Source organism: Rheinheimera tilapiae (assembly GCF_042432165.1).
Lineage (GTDB): Bacteria > Pseudomonadota > Gammaproteobacteria > Enterobacterales > Alteromonadaceae > Pararheinheimera > Pararheinheimera tilapiae.
Genome location: NZ_JBHLXP010000005.1, coordinates 330,316 through 356,213, shown reverse-complemented (window position 1 = coordinate 356,213; position 25,898 = coordinate 330,316). Strand labels below are relative to the sequence as shown.

The 25,898-nt window shown below is 52.3% G+C and carries 26 protein-coding genes; 16 read left to right on the top strand and 10 right to left on the bottom strand.

Annotated features, from left to right (window positions below):
• Positions 1 to 4: 4 nt before the first annotated feature.
• From ACFFJP_RS17940 to pseB, 10 genes are read right to left on the bottom strand one after another with little or no spacing between them, the layout of a single operon-like run.
• Entirely contained in the window at positions 5 to 1,081 is a 1,077-nt protein-coding gene (locus tag ACFFJP_RS17940) for a LuxE/PaaK family acyltransferase (RefSeq protein WP_377247492.1), read from the bottom strand.
• Positions 1,081 to 2,511: an AMP-binding protein gene (locus ACFFJP_RS17935; RefSeq protein ID WP_377247489.1), complete on the bottom strand. Its 1,431-nt coding sequence runs from the start codon at positions 2,509 to 2,511 to the stop codon at positions 1,081 to 1,083. The genes ACFFJP_RS17940 and ACFFJP_RS17935 overlap by 1 nt, the downstream gene beginning before the upstream one ends.
• On the bottom strand, positions 2,508 to 3,236 hold the full coding sequence (locus ACFFJP_RS17930; RefSeq protein ID WP_377247486.1) for an SDR family NAD(P)-dependent oxidoreductase: 729 nt from the start codon (positions 3,234 to 3,236) through the stop codon (positions 2,508 to 2,510). Before ACFFJP_RS17930 ends, ACFFJP_RS17935 begins: the two co-directional genes overlap by 4 nt.
• On the bottom strand, positions 3,233 to 3,496 hold the full coding sequence (locus ACFFJP_RS17925; protein WP_377247483.1) for an acyl carrier protein: 264 nt from the start codon (positions 3,494 to 3,496) through the stop codon (positions 3,233 to 3,235). The genes ACFFJP_RS17930 and ACFFJP_RS17925 overlap by 4 nt, the downstream gene beginning before the upstream one ends.
• Positions 3,497 to 3,526: 30 nt before the next feature.
• On the bottom strand, positions 3,527 to 4,102 hold the full coding sequence (locus ACFFJP_RS17920; RefSeq protein WP_377247480.1) for a GNAT family N-acetyltransferase: 576 nt from the start codon (positions 4,100 to 4,102) through the stop codon (positions 3,527 to 3,529).
• Positions 4,099 to 5,160 carry a pseudaminic acid synthase gene (gene pseI / locus ACFFJP_RS17915; RefSeq protein WP_377247477.1) on the bottom strand — a complete coding sequence of 354 codons (1,062 nt, stop codon included), beginning with the start codon at positions 5,158 to 5,160 and terminating at the stop codon, positions 4,099 to 4,101. The genes ACFFJP_RS17920 and pseI overlap by 4 nt, the downstream gene beginning before the upstream one ends.
• A gap of 26 nt (positions 5,161 to 5,186) precedes the next feature.
• Entirely contained in the window at positions 5,187 to 6,305 is a 1,119-nt protein-coding gene (gene pseG, locus ACFFJP_RS17910; protein ID WP_377247474.1) for a UDP-2,4-diacetamido-2,4,6-trideoxy-beta-L-altropyranose hydrolase, read from the bottom strand.
• Complete coding sequence (gene pseF / locus ACFFJP_RS17905; protein ID WP_377247471.1) at positions 6,305 to 7,009, bottom strand: pseudaminic acid cytidylyltransferase; 705 nt, start codon at positions 7,007 to 7,009, stop codon at positions 6,305 to 6,307. Before pseF ends, pseG begins: the two co-directional genes overlap by 1 nt.
• Positions 7,010 to 7,012: 3 nt before the next feature.
• Complete coding sequence (gene pseC, locus ACFFJP_RS17900) at positions 7,013 to 8,167, bottom strand: UDP-4-amino-4,6-dideoxy-N-acetyl-beta-L-altrosamine transaminase (RefSeq protein WP_377247468.1); 1,155 nt, start codon at positions 8,165 to 8,167, stop codon at positions 7,013 to 7,015.
• The gene (gene pseB, locus ACFFJP_RS17895) at positions 8,164 to 9,165 is read right to left on the bottom strand and encodes a UDP-N-acetylglucosamine 4,6-dehydratase (inverting) (RefSeq protein WP_377247465.1); all 1,002 of its coding nucleotides are present in this window, start codon (positions 9,163 to 9,165) and stop codon (positions 8,164 to 8,166) included. Before pseB ends, pseC begins: the two co-directional genes overlap by 4 nt.
• 217 nt (positions 9,166 to 9,382) lie before the next feature.
• Here pseB and ACFFJP_RS17890 point away from each other — a divergent pair, with 217 nt between their 5' ends.
• The 16 genes from ACFFJP_RS17890 (at position 9,383) to fliP (ending at position 25,897) form a co-directional block, all read left to right on the top strand.
• Positions 9,383 to 10,183 carry a flagellin gene (locus ACFFJP_RS17890; RefSeq protein WP_377247462.1) on the top strand — a complete coding sequence of 267 codons (801 nt, stop codon included), beginning with the start codon at positions 9,383 to 9,385 and terminating at the stop codon, positions 10,181 to 10,183.
• A 107-nt stretch (positions 10,184 to 10,290) separates the two neighbouring features.
• Positions 10,291 to 11,760 carry a sigma-54 dependent transcriptional regulator gene (locus ACFFJP_RS17885; RefSeq protein WP_377247459.1) on the top strand — a complete coding sequence of 490 codons (1,470 nt, stop codon included), beginning with the start codon at positions 10,291 to 10,293 and terminating at the stop codon, positions 11,758 to 11,760.
• A 113-nt stretch (positions 11,761 to 11,873) separates the two neighbouring features.
• Entirely contained in the window at positions 11,874 to 13,052 is a 1,179-nt protein-coding gene (locus tag ACFFJP_RS17880; RefSeq protein ID WP_377247456.1) for a sensor histidine kinase, read from the top strand.
• Positions 13,039 to 14,388 (top strand): sigma-54-dependent transcriptional regulator, encoded by a 1,350-nt coding sequence (locus ACFFJP_RS17875; RefSeq protein WP_377247453.1) that lies wholly within the window; start codon positions 13,039 to 13,041, stop codon positions 14,386 to 14,388. The genes ACFFJP_RS17880 and ACFFJP_RS17875 overlap by 14 nt, the downstream gene beginning before the upstream one ends.
• A 266-nt stretch (positions 14,389 to 14,654) precedes the next feature.
• Positions 14,655 to 14,990 carry a flagellar hook-basal body complex protein FliE gene (fliE, locus tag ACFFJP_RS17870; protein ID WP_377247450.1) on the top strand — a complete coding sequence of 112 codons (336 nt, stop codon included), beginning with the start codon at positions 14,655 to 14,657 and terminating at the stop codon, positions 14,988 to 14,990.
• A gap of 14 nt (positions 14,991 to 15,004) precedes the next feature.
• Positions 15,005 to 16,711 carry a flagellar basal-body MS-ring/collar protein FliF gene (gene fliF / locus ACFFJP_RS17865; protein WP_377247447.1) on the top strand — a complete coding sequence of 569 codons (1,707 nt, stop codon included), beginning with the start codon at positions 15,005 to 15,007 and terminating at the stop codon, positions 16,709 to 16,711.
• Entirely contained in the window at positions 16,704 to 17,741 is a 1,038-nt protein-coding gene (gene fliG, locus ACFFJP_RS17860) for a flagellar motor switch protein FliG (protein WP_348734388.1), read from the top strand. The genes fliF and fliG overlap by 8 nt, the downstream gene beginning before the upstream one ends.
• Before the next feature lie 39 nt (positions 17,742 to 17,780).
• Complete coding sequence (gene fliH, locus ACFFJP_RS17855) at positions 17,781 to 18,593, top strand: flagellar assembly protein FliH (protein WP_377247444.1); 813 nt, start codon at positions 17,781 to 17,783, stop codon at positions 18,591 to 18,593.
• A gap of 18 nt (positions 18,594 to 18,611) precedes the next feature.
• Entirely contained in the window at positions 18,612 to 19,961 is a 1,350-nt protein-coding gene (fliI, locus tag ACFFJP_RS17850) for a flagellar protein export ATPase FliI (protein WP_377247441.1), read from the top strand.
• A 2-nt stretch (positions 19,962 to 19,963) separates the two neighbouring features.
• Positions 19,964 to 20,416: a flagellar export protein FliJ gene (gene fliJ / locus ACFFJP_RS17845; protein ID WP_377247438.1), complete on the top strand. Its 453-nt coding sequence runs from the start codon at positions 19,964 to 19,966 to the stop codon at positions 20,414 to 20,416.
• A gap of 121 nt (positions 20,417 to 20,537) precedes the next feature.
• A complete protein-coding gene (locus tag ACFFJP_RS17840) occupies positions 20,538 to 22,520 on the top strand; it encodes a flagellar hook-length control protein FliK (RefSeq protein ID WP_377247435.1) in 1,983 nt (660 codons plus the stop codon).
• Between the two features lie 104 nt (positions 22,521 to 22,624).
• Positions 22,625 to 23,179, top strand: coding sequence for a flagellar basal body-associated protein FliL (gene fliL, locus ACFFJP_RS17835; RefSeq protein WP_377247432.1), 555 nt, complete (start codon positions 22,625 to 22,627; stop codon positions 23,177 to 23,179).
• 27 nt (positions 23,180 to 23,206) lie between these two features.
• A complete protein-coding gene (gene fliM / locus ACFFJP_RS17830; RefSeq protein WP_377247429.1) occupies positions 23,207 to 24,304 on the top strand; it encodes a flagellar motor switch protein FliM in 1,098 nt (365 codons plus the stop codon).
• Positions 24,304 to 24,696: a flagellar motor switch protein FliN gene (gene fliN / locus ACFFJP_RS17825; protein ID WP_377247426.1), complete on the top strand. Its 393-nt coding sequence runs from the start codon at positions 24,304 to 24,306 to the stop codon at positions 24,694 to 24,696. The genes fliM and fliN overlap by 1 nt, the downstream gene beginning before the upstream one ends.
• Position 24,697: 1 nt before the next feature.
• Positions 24,698 to 25,144, top strand: a complete 447-nt coding sequence (fliO, locus tag ACFFJP_RS17820; protein WP_377247423.1) for a flagellar biosynthetic protein FliO — start codon at positions 24,698 to 24,700, stop codon at positions 25,142 to 25,144.
• Between the two features lie 9 nt (positions 25,145 to 25,153).
• On the top strand, positions 25,154 to 25,897 hold the full coding sequence (gene fliP, locus ACFFJP_RS17815; RefSeq protein WP_377247420.1) for a flagellar type III secretion system pore protein FliP: 744 nt from the start codon (positions 25,154 to 25,156) through the stop codon (positions 25,895 to 25,897).
• Position 25,898 lies beyond the last annotated feature (1 nt).

The following is a 25,898-nucleotide window of genomic DNA, read 5'->3' as shown; positions in this document are numbered from 1 at the left end:
ATCCTTATACTGCCTGGGCTGTCACGGTATCACTGCAGCCGCGAGCTTCGGCCAGTGCCAAGCGTCCGAGCACCTGAAAATACTTGCCGGGCCGGCCGCAAGGGCAGTTGTCTTCGCCAATGATCACGCCGCGGTCTTCGGTCAATAGGCTATGACCCGGATAAGAGCGGGGCAAGGTAGATAGCAATTGGAGCACCCCGGGTTCACCATGTGCACACAGTTGCCAGTTTTGCGGGTTACGCACTAGCACATCGGCGGAAGCCGGGCAGTGCAGGTGGCCTTGCTCACACTCGACAAACACGGCGCCGATTTGTTCGACCATGCCATAAAAATTGTGTACCCGCTGGATCGCGGCAACCTGTGCCAACTTAGCCTTGAACTCAGCATTGCCGACGGCCTGTGCCTGCAGTTTTTTCCAGCCGCCGCTGTGTAGCAAAATCGCCTGTGGCAACTGGACCTGCCCGGCGGCTAACTGTGAAAGCCATTGCCAGACCATAAAGGTAAAACCAAAAATCAGTACTGGCCCTTCACTATAACGTTGGCAAAACTCGGTCAGTGCTTCGGTATTGACTGACAAATCTTCGTTCAGCGCATAACAGTGGTTGCGGCCCATAAAGGCCAGCCCTTGAATACCAGCGCCACGGGCACTGAAACTGTTGCGATCTTTGACTACGCCAGGGTGATCGATGATGAGCATTGGCAAGCGATCTTTGCCAAGCCAATGTTGCATGATGCGCACCAGTACTTTGGATTGCAGCGCCGCCGCGTCTTTATCCAGCACTATCCGCGACGGCTGCCCTGTGGTACCGCTCGAATACAGCGTTTTAAATACCTGATTGTCCGGCACAGACTGCAAGGTAAACTGTTTGAACAGCCGCACTGACAGATAAGGCAATTCAGCCAGACTTCCCGGCTGTTGCTGGCAGAGCGGCAAGGCTTGTTGTAGCCTTTGGTACAAGGCGCAGTGAGTTTGATGATGGCCGTTCAGTGCAATTAGTTCTGCCAGCAATCGAGGCGTTTTTTGCTGTGCGGTCAAACCGTACGGTGGTTCATCAGTTAATGGCTGCCATGGCGCTTGCATCAATGGGTACTCCCGCCCGGGCCTTCAGTGAGCGTCTCGCCGGTGGCGATGCGCAATAGCGCGTGATAATGCACTTTGCCATTATTGGTGTAGGGTACATCCCGTACCAGCAATACTTTAAACAGGCTGGGATGTAATAACAGTGTGGTATGCAGGTAATCGCTGACTGCAGCGGCCGCTGTGGATTCGGCATTGGCATCAATAACAGCCACTACCAGCAAATCATCTCGTCCGGTGCAAACGGTCGACCATCGTTCGCGCTGTAATAATGTTTCCAGCTGATCCAGTTGCCAACGTTTCCCCTGAATTTTCAACATCCGTTTCAACCGGCCAGTAATTTGAAACAAGCCATTTGGTCGCAGGATAGCCAGGTCGCCAGTGGCTAGTTCTGCCATTTTGTCATTGGAACGTAGATCAGCTGAATTTTGTGCATAGCCAAGCATCACATTTGGCCCTTGATAAACCAGCTCACCCTCAAGATTTGCTTCGGTGATCTCCGTCCTGCTCTCGACATCACGCAGCAGCAGGGCGCCGCCAGGGATCGGCTCACCGATGCAATCGGCGTGATCAGCTAAATATTCCGGCCTAAGCCAAGCGATGCGTGCCGTGGCTTCGGTCTGGCCATACATCAGGTACACCGGGATTTGTTTTTGCTCTGCCAGCAATTGCACGTATTGGCGCAAGTCGTCACTGAGCGGTCCGCCGGCCTGGGTCATGTAGCGCAACGCCGGCAGTGGCAAACGTTCAAATCGCAGTGTTTTCAGCATCTTATAGCTAAATGGTACGCCAGCAAGGCTATTGACAGCAAAGTCGCGCATCAGTTGCCAAAATTCTTTGTTCATGACGGAGTAGTCGGTCAGCAGCACTGTTGCGCCGCAAAGCAGGTGACTATTCAGTACCGACAGACCATAGGAATAATGCAGTGGCAGTGCAGTGATGGCAACGTCGGACATCTGCAGCGGCAAATACCGCGAGATAGCCAATGCATTACTGTGCAGATTATCCAGCGACAACATCACCGATTTTGGATCGCCGGTACTACCGGAGGTGCTAAGTAGCAGTGCCAGATCTGGCCTGGCTCGAAAAGCGCTGGCACTGACGCGGCGCATCGTGCCAAGGTCATCGATTAACACGGCGATCTCTAGTTGGCGGATCAGCGGGTCGAGTTGGCTTTGCGGCAGGTTTGCATCTAACAACACCAACGGTCGCTGATGGCGCAGACAACACAGATAGGCCACCACGGTCGTCAGATTATTGCGACATAATAAAGCGCAGACCTGTTGCGGCCAGACATCAAACTGAACAAAGCGCTGAGCAAAATGATCGGCCAGCTGTGCCAGTTTTAGATAACTGATGGCGGTACCGTCCGGCAAAAGCAACGCAGTTTGTTCGCCAAAACGTTGCAGATTTTTCGCAAAATGCAGGTTCATAACACTAGTCCGCCATCCACAGCCAGCACCTGACCTGTGATATAACCGGCTGCATCTGAGCATAAAAAGCCGACCACCGCGGCAACATCGGCAGCTGTGCCGAGCCGGCGTAAGGCCGTCTGGCTGGTCAGCTGTGCCCGTTGCTCTGCGTTGTAATGAGCAGTTAAAGTCGTATCGATAAAGCCAGGAGCAACCACGTTGACGCGAATGCCCTGCGGTCCCAGTTCTTTTGCTAAGGCTTTACTCATACCCGATACGGCGGCCTTGCTGGCACAATAAGCAGCCTGACCGCTACTGCCATTTTCGCCAACTTTGGACCCGAAAGTTACAATATTTCCGCATTTTTGCCGCAACATCAACCGACTTGCCAGCTGGCAGCACAGGAAGGTGGCGGTAACATTGAGCTGAAAATGCGCGGCCAGATTGGCGGATTTCGTCAATGCCAAGGCGCTGTCCTGCATCATGCCTGCTGCATTAACCAGATGATCCAGCCGGCCGAAGTGTTGTTGTACCTGACGAAAACACGCGAGGATCTGGCTCTCATCCGTCAGATCAGCGCTGATCACCAGATCGTCCGGCATTGCCAAAGTCTGTAAAGCTGTGGTGTCGCGCGCGACCAGAATTAACTGATGACCAGCTTGTTGCAGCTGCTGTACACAGGCCGCACCAATCCCGCGACTGGCGCCGGTGATCAGACTGATCGGTCTTGGTGCGGAGCTGGTCATCCAAAGGCCACGCCATGTTTAGCTAAAATCTCCCGTGCTTTGGCCACCGAGCTCATGTCGATAATGTCGTCGGTATCCAGCAGCAGATTAAAACTGTTTTCCAGTTCAGCGATCAGCAGCATATGGGCCGTGCTATCCCACTGCGGGATACTATTGTAGGCCAGATCGTCGGTGATCAGGGACAGGTCAACCACCAACGCAGTAGCGAAGGCTTGTTGCAGTTTTTGCACGTTCGTTTGCTGTAATTCTTGATGTTGCATCTGAAACTCCGTTCGGTGAGCTGATTTCGACTAACCAGCAAAGCGGGCAAAACGACTGGCCGCCTGAGTAAATCCTGCCAAATCCAGCTGCATTTGTTGCATTAATACTGGTCCTTCCGGGGTTGGCTGGCTGAGCTGTTGTGTCGTTTGATAGCCGAGTTGCTGGTTAAAGCGCAGCGCAGCTTGGTTGTCCAGTTTGACATGTGCCAGCAGTGTCGTACAGCCAAGCGTCTGAAAGCAATACTGATTGAGCGCAAGTGCCGGGAAAAATGCCAGCATGGAACCACGAAAGCGTGGATCGGCCAGATAAAAACCACTCTCCAATACTGTGCTGCCAGTTACAGCTTTACCCTCTGGTTGTTTCAGATTACAGGCGCCGACCGGTTGATCCTTATAGCGGATGACAAAATGTTGCTGTGATACATCGGCACTGATGCGGGTAAACCACTGCTGTTGCGCCTCAGGGCTGATTTGGCGTTGGTCCAGCATTTGCGCGGCTATATCCGGGCTGTTACGCCAGGTGCGCAATTGTGGTAAATCAGTGGCCTGCACGGGCGTCAGATCAACACCATAAGCGCGAATATTTGCTGGCGATACCGCATTCATGCCAATAAATCCCAACTCAGCGCGGTGCCACGCGCTACATCCTGCTTCACGGTTTTGCCAAGCAGCAGTGGCAGGTATTTGGGAGCGAGACCAAGCCCAGGGCGGATAGCGCGGACATTTTCTGCATTCAGCACATCACCGGCTTTGAGGTCTTGTGCGATATATAAAGAACGGCGATGGCGGCGCGAAGCTACTTCTTTAGCCGTGACGCCATAATGCACGCCACCGAGGGCAAGATGAGCGCGGCGGGTTTCATCAACCAGCATTTTCAATTCAGCCGGCTCCAGCGAGAATTCCGCATCTACGCCGCCTTCGCTGCGATCTAACACAAAGTGTTTTTCAATCACTGTGGCCCCCAAGGCGACGGCCGCGACGGCTACACCAATGCCAGTGCAGTGGTCTGATAATCCCGCCTGGCACTGAAACAGCTCCGCTAAATGTGGGATAGTGCGCAGGTTGGCATCCACCGGTTCTGCCGGATAGTTGCTGGTGCATTTAAGCAGAATCAGCGCCTGACAGCCGTTCGCTTTGAGCACCTCCACCGCTTCGGCCAGTTCACTTTGACTGGCCATGCCGGTCGACATAATCACTGGCTTGCCGGTGCGGGCCACTGCGGCGAGCAGCGCGTGATCGGTGTTTTCAAAGGAAGCAATTTTGTAGCAGGGCACATCGAGGGTTTCGAGGAAATCGACGGCAGTCAGGTCAAATGGCGTACTGAACGCCACCATACCCAACGCTTTAGCGCGGGCAAAAATCGGTGCATGCCAGTCCCACGGTGTGTTCGCAATCTCATAAAGTTTATAGAGACTTTGGCCGAACCAGAGGCTATCCGGGTTATCAATAAAAAAATCACCGCTGTCGATATCGAGCGTCATCGTATCTGCAGTGTAAGTTTGCAATTTGATCGCATGAGCGCCGGCGGCTGCGGCGGCGTCAACCATCGCCAGTGCTTTATCCAGCGACTGATCATGGTTACCCGACAATTCGGCAATGATAAAAGGCGCATGATTAGCACCTATTTGATAAGAACCCAGTTCAATGGTGGGGACTGCTGCCATTTACGCTGCTCCAGTTAGATGAAAACTCAGGTCGTGTTTGTTGCTGTTGATTGCTGCAACAACTGCAGCAGATGGGGCACGCCACCGCCTGCAGGCACCAGTTGCTGCGCTGCTGCCGACATCCGCGCTCGCAGCGGCGCATCGTTTAGCAACGTCGCTATGGCCAGCGTCAGTTGTCCGGCGCTGAGCTGGTCCGCAGGACCCAAATCAATACAAGCGCCAAGGCTTGCCAGATAATGAGTGGTTGCCTGTTGATTGTCCGCCAGCGCGACGACAATGGCGGGTAGCCCCAGGCAAGCCCGTTCCCAGTGTGTCGCGCCGCCGGCGCCAATCATCAAATCCGCAGCTGCCATCAGCCCTGCCATCCCTGGCGTCTGTACAAGCAGGGTCAGACGCCGGTCCTGTGCACAAAGTTGCTGCAACAACAGACGGTGCGGGTTGGCCTGACCGATCACGATATCGGCCAGCCAATGCGATTCCTGAAGTTGCTGCAAAGCATTAATTGCCAGAGTAGTAAAATTTTGCTCGTCGCTACCACCAAAAAACACCAGCACCCGTGCAGGAGAATGGGAATTAAATGCTGTATGGAATTGTCGTTGTAGCGGGTCAAAGCCGGCAAATTCGGGTCTGAGCAGAGCAAAGCGGGGCCCCAGCAATGGTTGGCAATGTTCGGGTAACAAAGACTGATAACGGCTGGTGAAGTCAGGCACTAAATTCTGGTCAAGCATCACATCGCAGTCATATTGCCGGTTGGCCAGATCATCAATTTGCAGTATTGCACGGCATCTTGGCCGCATCGCCTTACAAAACATGGCGCCAAGGCCATAGTGGTCGACAATCAGCCAGTCGAATATTCCGGTATTCTGTGTTGAATCAAGACTGGTAATGAGCGCTGACGCATCTTCCGCTTCAGTGCAACCTAGCCAGGCCTGATAACCATGCTGTGGTGGATTGGTGAGTAGCGGTAAGACAAAGGTGGTAAAGCCTTGCTCAGCCAATAATGGCAGCAGATGTCCCGGATGTTGCCGACAGGCAAAATACACCTGATGACCGGCTTGCCTGAGCGCACGTGCCAGCGTCAGACATCGCATCAGATGTCCTGAGCTAATGGCTACAGACGCGTCTGTGCGAAACAGCACCTGCATCAACGGCTCCGCGGTGTCTGCGTCAAAAGAGTCTGCAGCAGTTCGGCACGTAACCAGTCCGCTTCAGTATCAATGTCTTGCACCCGGTGTTGCGGCAGTTCCTGCAAAAAACTGTGCGGCGCGAACATCGCTAAACCGTTACACCAGTCGTCGGCCTGACCCAGATAAAACTGGCCGGCATCGTGAAAGGTTTCCGGCAAATCCTGCGAACGTTTGGGGATCGACTCTGGTTGCACTGGCTCAATCTGGCCCTGCGCATTGCGGTATAAAGCACGCTGGATGGGGAAGCTAAACCGGCAGCCGGAGAACACAAATTTCAGTGCTGGATTTGCCACAAGTGCTGCAGCGGCTTGTTGCAGGTCAGATGGCAACAACAAGGGCGCTGTGGCATAGATACAACCGACCAGAGACGGCGGCTGTTGTTGTTCACGTAACCATTGAATCGCATGGGTGATCACAGGTCCTGTGCCAGTGAAATCATCAGCCAAGGTCTTTGGGCGTAGGAACGGTACTTCGGCACCGGCCTGACGAGCCACGTCGGCTATTTCGTCATCGTCGGTGGAGACTATGACACGGTCAAATACACCGCTTTGCAAGGCGGCTTCAACCGACCAGGCCAACATAGGCTTGCCGTTAAACAGGCGGATATTTTTCCGGGGGATCCGTTTGCTACCGCCACGGGCAGGAATAATAGCGGTTTTCATTTTTCAGAGCTCACTGCAGGCCAGACGCAGCGCGTCGGCCACTTGTTGTTGCTGTGCAGGCGTAATGCCTGCGAATAACGGTAAACTAATGATCTGGCTATAAAACTGTTCGGCGTCTGGAAACTGTCCCCAGTCAAAACCGAGTTTTTGATAATACGGCTGGGTATGGATTGGAATGTAATGCACATTCACGCCAATACCGGCGGCACGTAGCGATTCAAATACCTGCAGCCGTTTTGCCGGCTGGTGCATGCGCACTATATACAGATGCCAGGCGGATACACCATCGACAGCCGGAGCTGGTAATTCGACAGGCAGATCCTGTAACAGCTGCTGGTACAGCTCTGTGGCTTTGATGCGCTGATGGACAAATTGCTGAAGCCGGTCGAGCTGACTGAGCCCAAGCGCAGCTTGTAAATCGGTGATGCGATAATTAAACCCAAGGCCAATTTGCTGATAATACCAAGGGCCATGTGATGCTTCGGTCATGTCTGCAGCGTCGCGGGTGATACCGTGACTTCTGAGTAGCCGCAACTGGTTATCCAGTGCCGGATCATTGCAAAGCGCCATGCCACCTTCGGCTGAGGTGATGATTTTTACCGGATGGAAGCTAAAGACCGTGATATCACTGTACTGACAGCAGCCAACCGGGCGGTGCTGGTAGTAACCACCAATGGCGTGGGAAGCATCTTCGATGATGCGAATATTGTAGGGCTGGCATAGCGCGGCAATTCGCTGCATATCACAGCTGTGTCCAGCCAGATGTACCGGGATCAACACTTTAGGTAAGGTGTTTGTCGTTGCGGCCTGCTCTAATTTTATTGCGAGTTGGGCAGGATCCATTAAGCCGGTGCTGGCATCCACGTCAACAAAATCAACATCAGCACCGCAGTACACGGCGCAGTTGGCTGAGGCTACAAAGCTGATTGGGCTGGTCCAAACCCGGTCGCCCGGGCCTACTTGTAATGCTAAACATGCCAGATGTAGCGCAGAGGTTGCACTATTCATTGCAACCGCAAAGCGGGCCTGACACTGGCGGGCAACTGCTTGCTCAAAAGCAGGAACTTTAGGTCCCTGTGTCAGAAAGTCTGATTGCAGAGTATCAATGACTGCAGCAATATCGGCAGCGTCAATTTGCTGACGCCCATAAGGGATCATTCCATTGCATCCTGATTAAATTGGCGGATCTCGTCCACTGTTAAAAACCAGGGATTTTTATCAGAAACATACTCAGTCCCCGGTTCCACTTTGCGACCCCGTTCTTTTAACGCATTGATTGTGAAATCGTTACTCCGGTTGGAGAACAGAATCGACGGTGCGATCACAAAGTGGTCATCATATTCGTAGGTGTTATAAGACATATCACCGGGACACATCATTTCATGCAGTTTTTCACCCGGGCGGATGCCGACATCTTTAAACGGTAAATCCGGTGCTATTGCTTTGGCCAAATCAACCACCCGAATCGACGGAATTTTGGGCACGAATATCTCACCACCAAGCATGCGTTCAAAGTTTTTCAAAACAAAATCAACACCTTGCTGCAAGCTGATCCAGAATCGTGTCATTTCCGGGTGCGTGATTGGGATATGGTCCGAACCACTATCGCGTAATTTTTCAAAAAATGGCACCACAGAACCCCGTGACCCAACGACATTGCCGTATCGCACAACAGAAAACCGTGGTTTGCTGCCGCCGGAAATGTTGTTTGCAGCGATAAATAGTTTGTCGGATGCCAGTTTGGTTGCGCCGTACAGGTTGACCGGATTGGCCGCTTTGTCAGTCGAAAGGGCAATGACTTTTTCAACGTTGTTCTCAATAGCGGCATTGATCACATGTTCAGCGCCATTGATGTTGGTTTTGATGCATTCCATCGGATTGTATTCTGCGGCGGGAACCTGCTTTAACGCAGCGGCATGGATCACATAATCCACCCCGCGCATAGCGCGGATCAGTCGGTCCTGATCGCGCACGTCACCTATCATGTAACGCATACAAGGCGCGTTAAAACGCTGCTGCATTTCGTATTGTTTTAGCTCGTCGCGGGAGAAAATAATAATTTTATTCGGCTTGTAACGCTGTAGCAGCGTCTCAGTGTATTTATGACCAAAGGACCCAGTGCCTCCGGTAATGAAAATATTTTTGCCGTTAAACATATTGTCCCCCTTGCAGCGGATGGATCACGCTACATCACTAGTAGACAGAACCATAGCATAATTTATTCCAGTATTAAAAAATGCTTGTGATTAAAGGTGTTAGCAGTGGCTTGTTCACAGAACCTGCCACCCGTCAAAAAATAACCTCAGCCATACTTTGCCTGTTCGGAACAACAAGGCGTAGAATCAAAATACATCGACCGGAGCGGGGTACTCTATGAATATCAATGGCCAGACATCTGTGATTGATTTGCTCTCAGACCGCTTGCAGCGTAGCAATGACGACAAGCTGAAGCAGCTGGCATCCGCGAAGCGGATCAACTCCGCAGCGGATGATGCCGCTGGTTTGCAAATCGCCAACCGTCTCAGCGCGCAAAATAGTGGTACCCGCCAGACCGAACAGAATCTGTATGATGGCTTGTCGATGGCCAATCTGGCTGATCAGTCGCTGCAAGGTGTCACTGACGGTCTGAATGAAATTGGCCGCCTGGCTACGCAAGCCGGCAGCGGCATCCTGTCGGCAGACGACAAAGCCGCACTGCAAAAGCAGGTCGATGCCATCAGCGCCGGGATCAAAGACCAAATAGCCAATACCGAATTTGCCGGTACTAAATTATTTGCCAGCAACGGCAGTATTGCGCTTGGTGGCGAAAAAAGTCAGTTCAGTTTGCCAACGACCGACCTGGCGAAACAACTGGAAGATGGTGGGGTTTTTGCCATCGATTTACAAAGCGCAGATGGTGTGGCGAATGCTTTGGATGTAGTGAAATCCAGTAGTCAGCAAATTGACAACCAACGCACAGAAATTGGTGCTACATCTAACGCAATGACCGCATCGGCCCGCAATCTGGCCAACCAGAATGTTAATGAACAAGCCGCCATCAGCCGCATTGCCGATTTAGATTATGCCAAAGCCAGCACCGAACGCGTACAGGGACAAATCCGCGAACAGGCTAGTATCGCGGTCGCGGCGCAAGGACGGATCCAGTCCGAACAAGCGTTGCAACTGCTGAGTTAATGCGAAAACGCTGTTTTTTTGACGCCACTGTCAAAAAACCAGCGTTTGTTGCTTGCAAGGGCGCCAAGCCTTTGCAACAATAAAAAAAAAGCTGGCACTCAGACTTCATGAACCCACGTTTATTTATTTTGGATCAACAGGATAGCCGGGCGCAGCGCCTGAGTGTGATCCTGAATTTCATTCACGAGCCGCACGCGGTACTGAGCGAAGCGCAGCTCCATGCCGAACTTGGCGCGGATCCAAAAGCCGTGGTATTGCTGGGTGCACTTACCTCACAACAACACGAACCGATCCTGCAGCAATATCCGGCCTGCGCGTTTCTATTGCTCGGCGAGACATTAAAACCCCTGTTGAAATACGCCAATGCGGTGGGTTTGCTGACTGAACCATTTGCTTATGCCTCGTTAACTCAGCAACTGCGTGATTGTCAGGAATATCACCGTCTGTTGCCTGGTCAGCGTCAGCATGATTTGCAACACCGTTTTGTCGGGATGGTGGGGACGAGCCCGGTGATGCAGCAAGTGCGTTTTCTGATCCAGCAAGTGGCCAAGACCGATGCTAACGTGCTGATCCTTGGCGAGTCCGGTACCGGCAAAGAAGTGGTGGCGCGGAACATTCATGTACTGTCGCATCGCTGTGACGGCCCATTTGTACCGATTAATTGCGGCGCTATTCCGGCTGAACTGCTCGAAAGCGAGTTGTTTGGTCATGAAAAAGGTGCTTTTACCGGCGCCATTTCTACTCGCAAGGGCCGGTTTGAACTGGCGCAGGGCGGGACTATTTTCCTCGACGAAATTGGTGACATGCCGTTGCCAATGCAGGTCAAACTGCTGCGGGTGTTACAAGAGCGTACCTATGAACGTGTCGGCGGCAGTCAGCCGATCCGCGCGGATGTGCGTATTATCGCGGCAACTCACCGCCAGCTTGAAGGCATGATTGAAGACGGTCGGTTCCGGGAAGATTTGTATTACCGGCTGAATGTATTTCCAATTGACACGCCGGCGTTAAAAGAACGTGCTGACGATTTGCCTTTATTGGTGACGGAACTATTGCAAAGACTGGAAACTCAAGGACAAGCCGGCGTTAAATTTACTGAACGGGCCATTGAAAGTCTGAAATTACATGCCTGGCCGGGCAATGTCCGCGAATTGGGAAATTTGGTCGAACGCTTGACGATTATGTTCCCGAACCAAGTGGTTGATGTTGCCGATCTGCCGCAAAAATATCGCCATATTGATGTAGAAGCTTATATTCCGCATTATCCGGAAGCGTTGCTGGAGCGTGATGCAATCAATGAACTGTTTCAGTTTGGCAGTGACGACGAGGAGAGTAATGAAGAGATTGCTTTCACGTCGCTGACGTCCGGGCAACTCGATCTGTTACCGGATGATGGCATGGACCTGAAACAATTTTTGGCAGATCTGGAAGTGAGTCTGATCAATCAGGCACTGGAACGCCACGACTTTATTGTTGCCCGTGCTGCGGATATTTTATGCTTGCGCCGGACTACGTTGGTAGAAAAAATGCGTAAGTATAATCTGATGCGCGATGAAGCCGACAACGGTCAAAACGACTGACTGCCAAAAATTTGGCAGGCAAATATAATCTAAGATATTGAATTTCAACATAAAATTTAGTGGCATGATTTCTGCTTGGAAAGGGTTGTGTTCAAAACCCTGACGGTGAAATTATGCTCACGTCTCCACACGCTGCGCTGAAAAAAGGTCCATTACCGGCATCAGCGTCTGCGGTACCTCATCTGGCCTTATTGCAAGGTGTGACAGCGACTGTAGTCCCTGTGGCGATTTCTGATCCGGAGCGCCTGGAATTGCAGCGCTTACAGCATTTACTGCAGGTGTTGCCAAACGGCATTGTCGTGTTAGATCAGCGCGGCTATGTGATGCAGGCAAATCCGGTTGCTGTCGCTATGCTCGGCGAGCCATTGCATGGGCAGCGCTGGCTGGATGTGATTAACCGCAGTTTCCGGCCACGCAATGATGATGGTCTCGAAGTGTCGTTACATGATGGCCGGCGTGTGCAGCTGGCGATTAGCCCGTTGGAACCTTTAACTGGTCAACTCATCGTGTTGACTGACCTGACCGAAACCCGTCAGTTGCAAAGCCGGTTATCACATCTGCAGCGCCTGTCTTCGCTCGGTAAGATGATGGCGTCATTGGCGCATCAGATCCGCACGCCGCTGTCCGGTGCTTTGTTGTATGCCCGCAATCTGGCCAATCAAAAATTAAGTCCGGCAGCGCGCGAGCAATTTACGCAAAAACTGCTGAACCGGCTGACCGATTTAGAACAGCAGGTGAATGATCTACTGCTATTTGCCCGCGCTGGGCGTGAACAGCAGGCGGTACCTTTGTCGATGCAGCAACTGCTCAGCGAGGTCTTTGCCGCCGTTGAACCGCTAGTCCTGCAACAGCAGGGGACTGTGGTCGTCGAACTACCTGATCCCGATGTCACTGTGCTTGGCAACCATAGCGCATTGGCTGGCGCCCTCAGCAATCTGGTGCATAACGCGCTGGAACATGCCGGACCTGGAGCCCGCATTCAGTTGTCTGCCATTGCCAGCAAAGATCAGCGCAAAGTGGTGCTGGCCGTTGAAGATGAAGGCCCTGGCGTGCCAGAGCACCTGCAGCAGCAAATTTTCGAACCATTTTTTACTACCCGCAGCAACGGCACTGGTCTTGGCCTTGCCGTAGTGCAGGCGGTAGCGAATTCACACAACGGTATTGCCCGTTGTCTGAACGGTCGCAACGGTGGCGCCCGTTTTGAATTGACCCTGCCAGTTTGTCTGGCAGATCCAGGCACTGTGTTTCGCAGTGCGTTACCAATCGAGGAGCCTTGCAATGCAGAAGCCTAAAATTCTGGTTGTAGAAGATGACGCCGGTTTGCAGGAAGCTCTGGCCGATACGCTAACGCTGGCCCAATATGATGTGGTGCTGGCAGCGAATGCCGAACAGGCATTACAGCAATTAAAACAGCATAAAATCCGCTTGGTTGTCAGTGATGTACAGATGGGGGCTATCTCCGGTCTGGAATTGCTCAAATCGGTCAAACTGAATTATCCACAGCTGCCGGTATTGATGATGACAGCCTACGCCACAGTGAACGACGCGGTGACCGCGATCCGCTTAGGTGCGGTGGATTATCTGGCTAAGCCTTTTTCGCCGGAAGTACTGATCAATATGGTTGGCCGCTATGTCAGTCCGGAAGAAGTATTACCGTTTGAGCCGATTGTTGCTGCACCTTGCAGCCAGCAGCTGGTCAAACTGGCGGCAAAAGTCGCCCGGGCCGACGCCAATGTGATGGTGCTTGGTCCCAGTGGTTCAGGCAAAGAAGTGCTGGCACGGTACATCCATCTGCAGTCGGCGCGTCACGACGGGCCATTTGTGGCGATTAACTGCGCGGCAATTCCAGAAAATATGCTGGAATCGACGTTGTTTGGTTACGAAAAAGGCGCGTTCACCGGCGCCATTTCAGCTTGTCCGGGTAAATTCGAGCAGGCACAACAGGGCACCATTTTGCTTGATGAGATCAGCGAAATGGACCTGAACCTGCAAGCAAAATTATTGCGGGTGCTGCAGGAGCGCGAAGTTGAAAGGCTGGGTAGCCGTAAAACTATTAAGCTGGATGTTCGGGTGATTGCCACCAGCAACCGCGACCTGCGTCAGGCTGTGGCACAAGGTCAATTTCGCGAAGACCTGTTCTACCGGCTCAATGTGTTTCCACTGACCTGGCCGGCCCTGTGGGAGCGTCCAGAGGATATTCTGCCGTTGACAGCCCATCTGATGGAGCGGCATTGCCAACAGCAGGGGATTGCGACGCCAGAGTTATCAGCCGGTGCCAAACGCAAGTTGTTAACGCATGAATGGCCGGGTAATGTGCGTGAACTGGATAACGTGATCCAACGGGCGTTGATTGTGCACAACGACAATCTGATCAGCGACGAAGATATTATGCTGGAAAACAGCCCGCTGAGTCTGAACCGGCCAGAGCCTGTTGCAGTCAGTATCGATCCTGAACTCAGCGTGTTTAAATCCGGCGTCTATGAGCAGGAGCACCGGATCATTCTGGAAACCATGCGGGCCTGTGCCAATCGCCGCAAAGAAGTGGCGGAAAAACTGGGCATCAGTGCCAGAACCCTGCGTTACAAACTGGCCAGGATGCGAGAGTCAGGTATTGCATTGCCTTTCTGACGGGCTTTATTGACCAGGATCGCTGATGAATCAGCCGGCCACTGCACTGCTGTGGCCGGCTGTTGCTTACCCGCTTCACCAACTGAACAGCCGCTTCGCAAGCATCCCTCAGACCTGCCATCGCGCCCGCATATCACGAAATCTTATTCGGTGTCGTTTTTTTGACTCTTTCGATTTCCATCTAAGTTGATGAATATAAACAATAATATCTTGGCACAACTTGTGCTTAATCAGCCTATATCAATAGCTTCACAGGCGAGATCATCATGGATATTAAAGGCGCAGGGCTTTACCAGGAAATGCAGGCTTTTGCCCGGCAGGCCCGCAGTCTGTCCGGTGACGTGCAAACTGGGCCGGCTCAGGTTGAAAATACCAGCCAGAGTGACTTCTCTCAGCTATTCAAACAGGCTCTGAACACTGTGAATGGTCTGCAGAAGAACAGCAGTGAATTGGCGACAGCTGTTGAACTGGGCGATCCAAAAGTGTCATTGGCTCAGGCGATGATTGCCGGACAAAAAGCCTCCATTGCGTTTGAAGCTACGGTACAGGTCCGCAACAAACTAGTGGAAGCCTATAAAGAAGTCATGGCGATGCCGGTGTGATGGGAGCAATCTAAATGGCTGAATCAACAGAATTAACCTTAAGCAGTAGTGACTTTAACCAGCCGGTTGACTCGGGCACCCCTGTCGAACAGAAATCTGGTTTTATTGGTTCTATGGGCGGTATGGACATAGTCCGGCAGATCGCCTTGATCATTGCATTAACGATCTGTATCGCGATTGCGATCCTGATCATTATGTGGGCACGCGAACCGGATATGCGTCCGCTGGGCACTTTTGAAACCAGCGAACTCATCACCCACCTCGATCATCTTGATGCGCAAAAAATCGAATACAAACTGGAAGGCAACACCATTCTGGTTCGCGGCGATAAATACCAGGATGTCAAACTGGGACTCAACCGGGCCGGACTGGAAAAAGACGCCAACAGCGGCGACGAAATTCTGATGCAGGACAGTGGTTTTGGTGTTAGTCAACGTCTGGAAATGGAGCGGCTCAAACACAGCCGTGAACAACAGCTGGCCCGCACCATTGAAGAGTTTCAGAGCATTGCCCGTGCGCGGGTGTTATTGGCTATTCCAAAAGAAAACATTTTTGCCCGGGTGGAAAAGCAACCATCGGCCACGGTGATGATCACCGCTAAAGGTGGCAAGGCGATTAAGGACAGCGAAGTCGACGCCATTGTTGATCTGGTCGCTTCGGCGGTACAGGGGTTGGAGCCGTCCAAAGTTACAGTGACAGACCAAAATGGCCGCTTGTTAAACAGTGGATCACAGGATGCTGCATCCGCGCGTTCACGCCGGGAATACGAAATTGAGCTAAAACGTGAAGATGAATATCGTCAGAAAATTGACTCCATCCTGATCCCTGTGCTCGGCATGGACAATTATACGGCGCAGGTCGATCTGCAAATGGATTTCACTGCCACTGAACAGACGCAGAAACGTTACAACCCAGATTTACCTGCCGTACGCAGTGAAATGACTTCAGAAGAAAACAGTGTGGGCGGCGGCGCGATGGGGATCCCCGGGGCGTTATCGAATCAACCGCCACTGGATTCGAATATTCCGGAAAAAGCCAACGACGGCGAAGCACCGGTCGTGCCTGGTCGTAACAGCAAAGAAGTCACGCGCAATTATGAACTGGACACGACCATCAGCCACAGCACGCAACAAAGTGGTGTGATCCGCCGCATCAGCGTGTCCGTTGCGGTCGATTATAAAATGGGTGCAGCCGCGGCCGATGCACCAGCCAAACCAGAGCCACGCAGTCAGGCCGAAATGCAGAATATTCGGCGGTTATTGCAGGGCGGTGTTGGCTTTGATGTGCAACGTGGCGACACCATCGAAGTTGTGTCGGTACCTTTTACCCGCGAAGAGATAGTCGCCGCGGCTGAATTGCCAATATACGAGCAAGAATGGTTTATGCGTCTGGCAAGACTGGTTGCCGCGGTACTCGTGATTATCGTGCTGATCATCTTTATCGTCCGGCCAATGCTGAAGAAACTGATCTACCCTGAAGATACTTCTGAAAGCTATGACGAAATGTCGCTGTCACGCGGTGTTGATCTGGGCGATGATACCATCGACCTGTTAAGTAAAGAATTCGATGCGAAATCTGTTGGTTTCGCTGCAGATGGCACCTTAATGCTGCCAGATCTGCATGGTGACGAAGATCTGTTAAAAGCGGTGCGGGCGCTGGTTGCCAATGAGCCTGAACTTTCCTCTCTGGTCGTGAAAAACTGGTTGGCTGAAGATGAGTAATGTAGAAACAACGCAAAAACCGGCTTTTGATGTTGGTAAGCTCGATGGCGTAGAAAAAGCCGCCATCCTGCTGCTGAGCTTGTCGGAAGAAGATGCGGCGCAGATCCTGAAACATCTGGAACCAAAGCAGGTTCAGAAAGTCGGTATGGCGATGGCGTCGATTGAGGATCTGAACCAGGCCAAAATTTCGGCGGTGCACCGGCTGTTTATCGAACAGATCCAGAACTTCAGCACCATCGGCTTCCAGAGCGAGGATTTCATCCGCCGCGCCTTAACAGCGGCTCTGGGTGAAGAAAAAGCCTCGAATCTGATTGATCAAATCATTCTGGGCGGTGGCGCCAAAGGTCTGGATTCACTGAAATGGATGGATTCGAAGCAGGTGGCCAACATCATCCGTAACGAACACCCGCAGATCCAGACGATTGTATTGTCCTACCTTGAACCGGAACAATCGGCTGAGATCCTGTCGCAGTTCCCGGAAAAAGTGCGCCTCGACTTAACAATGCGGATTGCCAACCTGGAAGAAGTTCAGCCAGCGGCATTGCAGGAATTAAACGAGATTATGGAGAAACAGTTTGCCGGTCAGGCCGGTGCTCAGGCGGCGAAGATGGGCGGTCTCAAAGCAGCGGCCGACATCATGAACTACCTGGATACCAACGTCGAAGGTCAGCTGATGGATTCTATCCGCGAACACGACGAAGAAATGGCACAACAAATTCAGGATCTGATGTTTGTGTTCGAGAACTTACTCGAAGTCGACGACCGCGCGATTCAGGCCATCCTGCGCGAAGTGCAGCAGGATGTATTGATGAAGGCGCTCAAAGGGGCCGACGACAATCTGAAAGAGAAGATCCTGAAAAATATGTCAAAACGGGCGGCAGAAATGCTGGCCGACGACCTCGAAGCAATGGGGCCGGTGCGGGTCAGCGAAGTCGAAACAGCGCAGAAAGAAATTCTGTCCACTGCACGGCGTCTGGCCGATGCTGGCGAGATTATGCTGGGCGGCGGCGGCGGCGAAGACTTCCTGTAATTGATGCCCGACCAAGCGGTGCGGCTTTTGGAGTAGCAAATGAGCCTGAACGATTTTATTAAGCACCGGCCTTTTGAGCCGGATGCGGAAGTGCTGGAGCTGCTACGCAATTGGCCTGCGCCGGATTTTCAGGCTGGACCTCAGAAAAAAACCAGTAAAACAAATGCGTTATATAAAACGCCACCTCAGCCAGGAACCCGGTTGCTGGCCCGGTCAGTGGAAGAGGAAGAAATCAAACCGCTGACTGCCGATGATATTGAACAAATCCGTCAGGCTGCATTTGACGAAGGCCTCGGGCAGGGCAAGGAAGAAGGCTTCAGTCAGGGGTACGCCGAAGGGCGGGAGCAAGGTTATCAGGATGGTTTGCAACAAGGGCAGGCTGAGGGACGCAAAATCGGCTTGGCTGAGGGAGAAGGCCTGATCCGCGAGCAGCTGGCACAGTTGCAGCTGCTCATAGAACAACTGCAGCAACCTTTGCTGCAAATCGATCAACGTGTTGAACACACATTGTTGAATTTGACCATTGCCATGGCTCAGGCGGTGGTTGCTGTAGAAATCAAAACCAACCCGCAAGTGATTTTACAAACACTGCGTCAGGCGATTGACGCTTTACCACTCAAAGCAAACCAAATTCAGATCCGGCTTCATCCGCAGGATCTGGCTGTGATCCAGCAGCATTACAGCGCTGAAGATTTAGTCGAGCGGCAATGGCAACTTAGAGCCGAACCTGCATTGGAGCCTGGCGATATTCGCATCGACGCCGGCGATTCTTCAGTTGAACGCAGTTTAAAACAACGCCTGCAACTCAGCTTGGAACACTTCCTGCAATCTGCTGATTATTCGGATTTGTAAAGCGGCAGTGTCAAAAGCATGACAGTTGAAACAAGGCGCAGCGCATTAGCTGACCGCCTGCAGCAACAGCAACAGTTTATTCGGCCGAATCGTCCAGTGGTTGCCGGGCGTCTGGTGCGGGTTGTTGGGCTGACTCTGGAAGCCACCGGCTTATCTGCGGCGATAGGTCAAACCTGCAGTGTGGATACTTTTGACGGTGAATTGTTGGCCGAAGTAGTGGGCTTTGCTCAGGATCGCATTTTCCTGATGCCAAAAGACGATATCACCGGTGTCATTCCAGGGGCTCGGGTTACGCCGTTGAATGATTACCTTGGCGTCCCACTGACGATGGCCTTGCTGGGCCGTGTGATTGATGGCGCTGGCAATCCGCTAGATGGCAAAGGCCCGGTTCGTTCGACTGAATTTGCCAAACAGAAGAAAAATCCGATTAACCCGTTAAATCGTCGGCCGGTCAAACAACCGCTGGATGTTGGCGTGCGCGCGATCAACAGCATTATCACCGTCGGCAAAGGCCAGCGGATGGGCTTATTTGCCGGCTCAGGTGTCGGTAAATCCGTGTTGCTTGGCATGATGACGCGCGGCACTGCTGCTGATGTGATTGTGGTCGGGCTGGTCGGTGAACGGGGTCGTGAGGTCAAAGAATTTATAGACGAGATCCTCGGCGAAGCAGGCCGGCAACGTTCTGTTGTCGTAGCAGCACCGGCAGATGTATCGCCATTGATGCGCCTAAAAGGCTGTGAAACTGCGGTGCAAATTGCCGAGTATTTCCGTGACCAGGGACTAGACGTCCTATTGTTGCTGGATTCCATTACCCGCTACGCGCAGGCACAGCGTGAGATCGCGCTGGCGGTTGGTGAGCCACCGGCGACCAAAGGTTATCCGCCATCGGTATTCGCCAAATTACCGGCGCTGGTGGAACGGGCTGGTAACGGCGGTGAAGGGCAGGGCTCAATCACAGCGTTTTATACCGTGTTATCCGAAGGCGATGACCTGCAGGATCCGATCGCCGATGCGGCACGGGCCATTCTCGACGGCCACATCGTCCTGTCCCGTCAGCTGGCGGACAGTGGTCACTTCCCGGCGATTGATATCGAACGCTCCATTAGTCGGGTAATGCCGGCAGTCACCAGCATGGAGCATCAGAAACTGGCGCGAGCGGTGAAGCAGCTGTATGCCAGTTTCAGCCAGAGCAAAGACCTTATTTCAATTGGCGCTTATGTCAAAGGCTCAGATCCGATGTTAGATCAGGCCATCACACTGATGCCAAAAATAAACCGATTCTTGCAACAGGGTATGACCGATGTCGTGCCTTATGACGAGTGCCTGTCGGGTCTCAATACCTTGTTACCTGCCAACCGGAGCTTTTAAGTATGGCGTTGAAACAACTGCAACTTTTAGTACAAGTGCAAAAAGATAAAGAAGAAAAGTTGTTGGCTAATTTTACTCAGGCTCAGCAATTTTTGCAGACCTGCAATGAACGCTACCAAGGCCTGGCTGACTACCGTACAGATTATATCCGTCAGACCCAGCAACGCGGTGCTGAGGGCGTGCAAAGCCGGCAATTCAATCAGTACCTGAACTTTATTACTAAACTGGATCAGGCGCTGGAACAGCAGAACCTACAAATTCAACAGGCGCAGCGGGTCGTGGATATGCGACGGACCGCATGGTTGACCATGCAGAAAAAGCGCAAGGCCATCGAATTACTGATTGATAAAGAACTGGCTGCCAGCCAGCAACGGCAGAACAAACTGGAACAGAAGCTGCTCGATGAAATTGCCACGCAGCAGTTTTTCCGCCGTCTTCAACAAACTGGCGTCTGAATCTGACCTCGGTGGCGCGAATTTTGTATAGCTGAAGCAGAACATTGACTTTGACTAGCTCGCGGCATTGCCGCAGTAGAAAGTCCGGGCGCAGAATTTCGCAACGGACGGAGGCGTGAACATGAATCTCAGTATCAATCTGACATTAGGCAGTCCGGTCACGGACAGTGCATCAAGCTCTGCTGTTATCACAGAAGATATGTCAGATCAGGAGTTTAGCCTGAAATTAGCCGATGAGTTGAGTGAACGCGAGCTGGCACCTTTGATGCTACCAGAGGACGGGAAAGCAACAGATCCGGCATTGCTAGAACAGATTGCCGCGCGGCAGCAGATTGCCGCTGATGCTGAAACGTTGACGGACAAAGACGGCAGAGTTTGGCAGGAAGACCCATTAGCGGGGCTAGCAGGGGCCGAATCTGCTGATGACGAGTCGATTGACCCCCTTGCTGGTGATAAACCGTGGCTGGATATCATTGAAAAAGCAAACAGTTACAGCCCGGTGCTGCAGGCGAATAAAACCAATAGCCGCAGTGCTGCCGAATCAGCAGTGACGGAAAGTGCTGCAGTTGCCATTGACCCCAAACTCGAACCGCTACCGGCAGATCTTGCTGCTCTAAGCGCCACACAGGACTGCCAGGCAGAGAAGGCTCAGCCACTACTTTTGACTTCGGCCGACCTGGCGAAATTCGGATCCAAGACTGAATCCAACTCCAAATTCAATTCCGAATCTGAATCTAAGGTCACAACATCAACCGGATTGCTGAGCGGAGCTGCGAAGACTGACGCGGGATCAGTGCCAGTGAAAACACAGACTGTAGCGGCAGATCCCTCGGCTTCGGCTGATGTTGCCCCAGTGCATGGCACTGTTAAAGAGACAGAAAGCGCGGATGTACGTACTGACGGACAACTGCTGCAGCCTGTTGCAGATGAGCCTGTAACCAAGACAACCAATGCCGCAGCAACTTTACCAGCGCCAGTAACGACTGCGACAGGCGCGTCTGGGCAAACAGATCCCGAGTCTCGCACACCTGTAAGCACTAGCGGGACCACAGCGAAAAACACAGAACTGCAAAAAGTCGGGCCAGTGACGGTTAACGGGCAAAATGAGGTGCAGGTGACTGAAGCGCAGACTGAACAAACCGACATACCGGCTATCGCTGCCATGCAGAAAATAACCGCGAGTGGTAGTGATAAACAGGCGGCAAAAACCGCAGCGGAGCCTGCAGTATCCGCTTCCGAGCAAGTGGCGATGCAACAAGAGACGGAACGCCAGATTGCTGGCCAACAGTCCATCGCTATGACAGCAATACAAGCCGGTACTGTGACCGCGAATCGGCCAACCGGAACACAGACCACCGGCAGCGACAAAGCGCCGGCCGCCAATGCTTTTGCCGTGCATTTGCGTGCAGTAAACCAAACGCAGCAGCAACAGCAACAGCAACAGCAACAGCCCCAGTCTGGCGCTGAGCAGCAACCAGGCCAAGGTCAGGCCAAAGCAAATATTGATATGTCCGCGCTGAATTTATCCGGACCTGTGGCCTCGGCTACGCCGGTATTCGCCCAGCAATTACAGCAGGTCACAGAAACCACTCCGGTCGCGGGCACTGCCGGCCAGGCCATTACATCAAGTGCAGCGATAACACCAGGCAATACGACTTTGCTGTCAGCACGTCCAGCTGAATCCGCAGCCTTGCAGCCACCTTTGGCTTTAACCGAGCCCGCAGCCGCACAACAAATCAAAGATCGGGTCATGGTGCAAATTCAGCATAAATTGCAGACTGCGGAAGTTCAGTTACATCCAGAAGAGTTGGGGTCCATGCAGATTAAACTGAACTTGCAGCAGGATCAGCTCAGCGTACAGTTTGTCGTGCAGCAAGGCGCTGCCAAAGAAGCATTAGAACAACAAATGCCGAAACTCAGGGAGTTACTTGAACAACAAGGCATTGCGTTGAGTGAAGGACAAGTGGAACAACGCCAGTCCCGTTCGCAACAGGAGCAACATTCAGGTCGCCACGGCAATCACGCCGGTGCAGAGTCTGAACTTGCAGCAGTCCAGACGGTACAAATGAAGGTTTCGGACCGAATGGTTGATTTTTATGCATAAATGCCGGCCAGATGCAGTCAAAACAGCCTGATCTGACGATGTTGATTGCCTTTGTTCCGTAACGAAGTAAATAATAACGAAAACAACAGGTACGGAGTACAGCAATGGCAGCGGAAAAAGAGCTCGAAATTGGTGATGGCGGCAGCAAAAAGAAAAAAATGATCATCATTGCGGCAGCAGCTGTAGTGTTGCTCGGTGGTGGTGGTGCCGCTTTTATGATGATGGGCGGGGATCCGCCGCCAGCAGCTGAAGGCGCACCAGCTGAAGGTGCTCCGGCCGCAGAGGGCGCTGCACCTGCAGCTGACGGTGCCGCAGCCGCAGCGGGTGGGCCTGAAGTTGGTTCTGCCTTATATGTCGGGATGCCACGACCTTTTGTCTTTAATGTCGCGGGAGCCAATCGCGATCGTCTGGTGCAAATCAAAGCACAGCTGTTGGTGCGCGGCACTCAGAACGAAGAAACGGCAAAACAACATATTCCACTGATAGAAAGCACGATGCTGCGGACTTTCAGTAAAGCCAATGCCGACGAGTTAGTGACGGCCGCCGGCAAAGAAACGATTAAAGCGGCAGCGTTAAAAGATGTACAGGAAGCGCTGAAAGGCGTGGCAGGTTCTCCTGTGGTAGAAGAGATCCTGTTTACCGGGTTTGTAATGCAGTAAGGCCGGTGTTGACCGGAGGGCGACAGATTGACAGATTTATTATCCCAGGACGAAATTGATGCGCTATTGCATGGTGTCGATGACGTTGAAGAAGAAGAGATAGAGGACAGTTCCGGACCGGGCGGCAGACGCTCGGCCATGGAATACGACTTTTCTTCGCAGGATAGGATTGTCCGCGGCCGGATGCCGACGCTGGAGATGGTCAACGAACGTTTTGCCCGCCATATGCGTATCAGCCTTTTTAACATGATGCGCCGTACTGCCGAAGTCTCCATCAACGGCGTACAGATGATTAAGTTCGGTGAATACGTCCATACCCTGTTTGTACCAACCAGCTTGAACATGGTGCGGTTCCGGCCATTAAAAGGCACTGGTCTCATCACGATGGAAGCGCGGCTGGTTTTTATCCTCGTTGACAACTTCTTTGGCGGCGATGGACGTTATCACGCAAAAATTGAAGGCCGCGAATTCACCCCGACGGAACGCCGGATCATCCAGATGCTGCTGAAGTTAATCTTTGAAGATTACAAAGAAGCCTGGGCACCCGTGATGGATGTGTCGTTTGAGTATCTCGACAGCGAAGTAAACCCGGCGATGGCCAACATTGTCAGTCCCACTGAAGTCGTGGTGATCAGTTCATTCCATATAGAGCTGGATGGTGGTGGAGGTGACTTCCATGTTGCATTGCCATATTCGATGCTGGAGCCCATCCGCGAACTGCTGGATGCCGGTGTGCAAAGTGACAAAGAAGATACTGACTTACGCTGGAGTAAAGCGCTGCGCGACGAAATCATGGATGTGAAAGTCAATCTAACCACCAAAATGATGGATGTGGAATTGTCGCTGGAACAAGTGATGAATCTCAAAGCCGGTGACATCATCCCGGTCGAGATCCCGGAAACCATTACGGTATTGATTGAAGACTTGCCGACTTATCGCGCCAAAATGGGTAAATCCCGCGACAATGTGGCATTAAAAATTGTAGAAAAAATCAAACGACCAGAATCAGTGAAGTCTGAGCTGCATGTCTTTACCAAGGGTGGTCGCCGCCTCGACAGCGACGCCGATATCAGTGAACTGGAAGCAGATTTGGTCTTGAATGAACGCACAGAGGAAAAATGGTAATGGCTGACGATAAAGATACCATGGACGAATGGGCTGCCGCATTGGCCGAAGCTGAAGGCTCCGGTGACATTGTTGAAACAGCAGAACTGGACGAGTTGCACGAAGAGAACTCGCCGATCTCCGGTGACGAGCGGCGCAAACTGGAAACGATCCTCGACATTCCGGTCACTATTTCGATGGAAGTCGGTCGCGCCAAAATCAGTATCCGTAATCTGTTACAGCTGAACCAAGGCTCCGTAGTTGAATTGGAACGCGTAGCCGGCGAACCGCTGGATGTGCTGGTGAACGGGACTCTGATCGCCCACGGTGAAGTGGTTGTCGTCAATGATAAGTTCGGTATCCGGTTGACCGACGTGATCAGCCAAATCGAACGTATTAAGAAGCTGCGTTAGCATGCGTTCACAGCAGCTTTTCCGGCATGGCAGGTCTAGACAATGGTTTCTGGGCTTAGCTGGCGTGCTGAGCGCTCAGAGCGCTTGGGCACAGGTGGCGGAACAGGCTGACAAGACTGCTGCGCCGCTGAAGCAAACTGCCAGTTTGCCGGGGCTTGGTCAGATTGTCATTTCTTTGGCGCTGGTGGTTGCAGCCATTGTGTTGCTGGCATTTTTGTATAAAAAACTGCAACTGAAGATGCCCGGCTCAAAACATTTTAAAGTGATTGCCACCTTGCCGGTCGGACAGAAAGAACGACTCTTAGTGATTGAAATTCAAGGAAAACAACGCGTGATCGGTGTCACACCACACAGCGTCAACTTCCTGTTCGAACTGGAAAATTCCCTGCCAGAAGAAAAGTTGGCATCAGACTTTCATACGCAGTTACAGTCGTTTCTGAAAAAGTAATCTGCTGTTATGTTCCGAATCCTTATTTTGCTGCTGGTGCTGGTCAGTCCGGCAGTTTTTGCTGACAACTCAGGGTTGTCGGCATTGCAAATCACCACCAATCCTGATGGTAGTCAGGAATACAGCGTCACTTTGCAAGTTCTGGCGATGATGACGGCACTGAGCTTTCTGCCAGCCGCATTGATTATGATGACCAGCTTCACCCGCATTATAATTGTTCTGGCAATTCTGCGTCAGGCGATGGGCCTGATGTCGAGTCCGTCGAATCAGGTGTTAGTTGGTATCACGTTATTCCTGACGTTTTTCATCATGGCGCCAACTTTTAAACAAGTGAACGAGCAGGCGATCCAACCTTATCTGAAAGAAGATATCACGTCGGTACAGGCGCTTGATGCGGCGATTAAGCCAATGAAGGCATTTATGCTGCATCAGACCCGTATCAAAGATTTGGAAACCTTCGCTGAAATCGCCGGACATCCGAAGGTCGAAAACAATCAGGATTACCCTATTACCATCGTGATCCCGGCCTTTGTCACGTCAGAACTCAAAACCGCGTTTCAGATTGGCTTTATGATTTTTATCCCATTCCTGATTATCGACCTGGTTGTGGCGTCAGTGCTGATGGCGATGGGGATGATGATGCTGTCGCCAATGATCATTTCGCTGCCGTTTAAACTGATGATGTTTGTATTAGTGGATGGCTGGCTGCTGGTCATGGGTACACTTGCCAACAGTTATGGGATAGGAGTCTGAG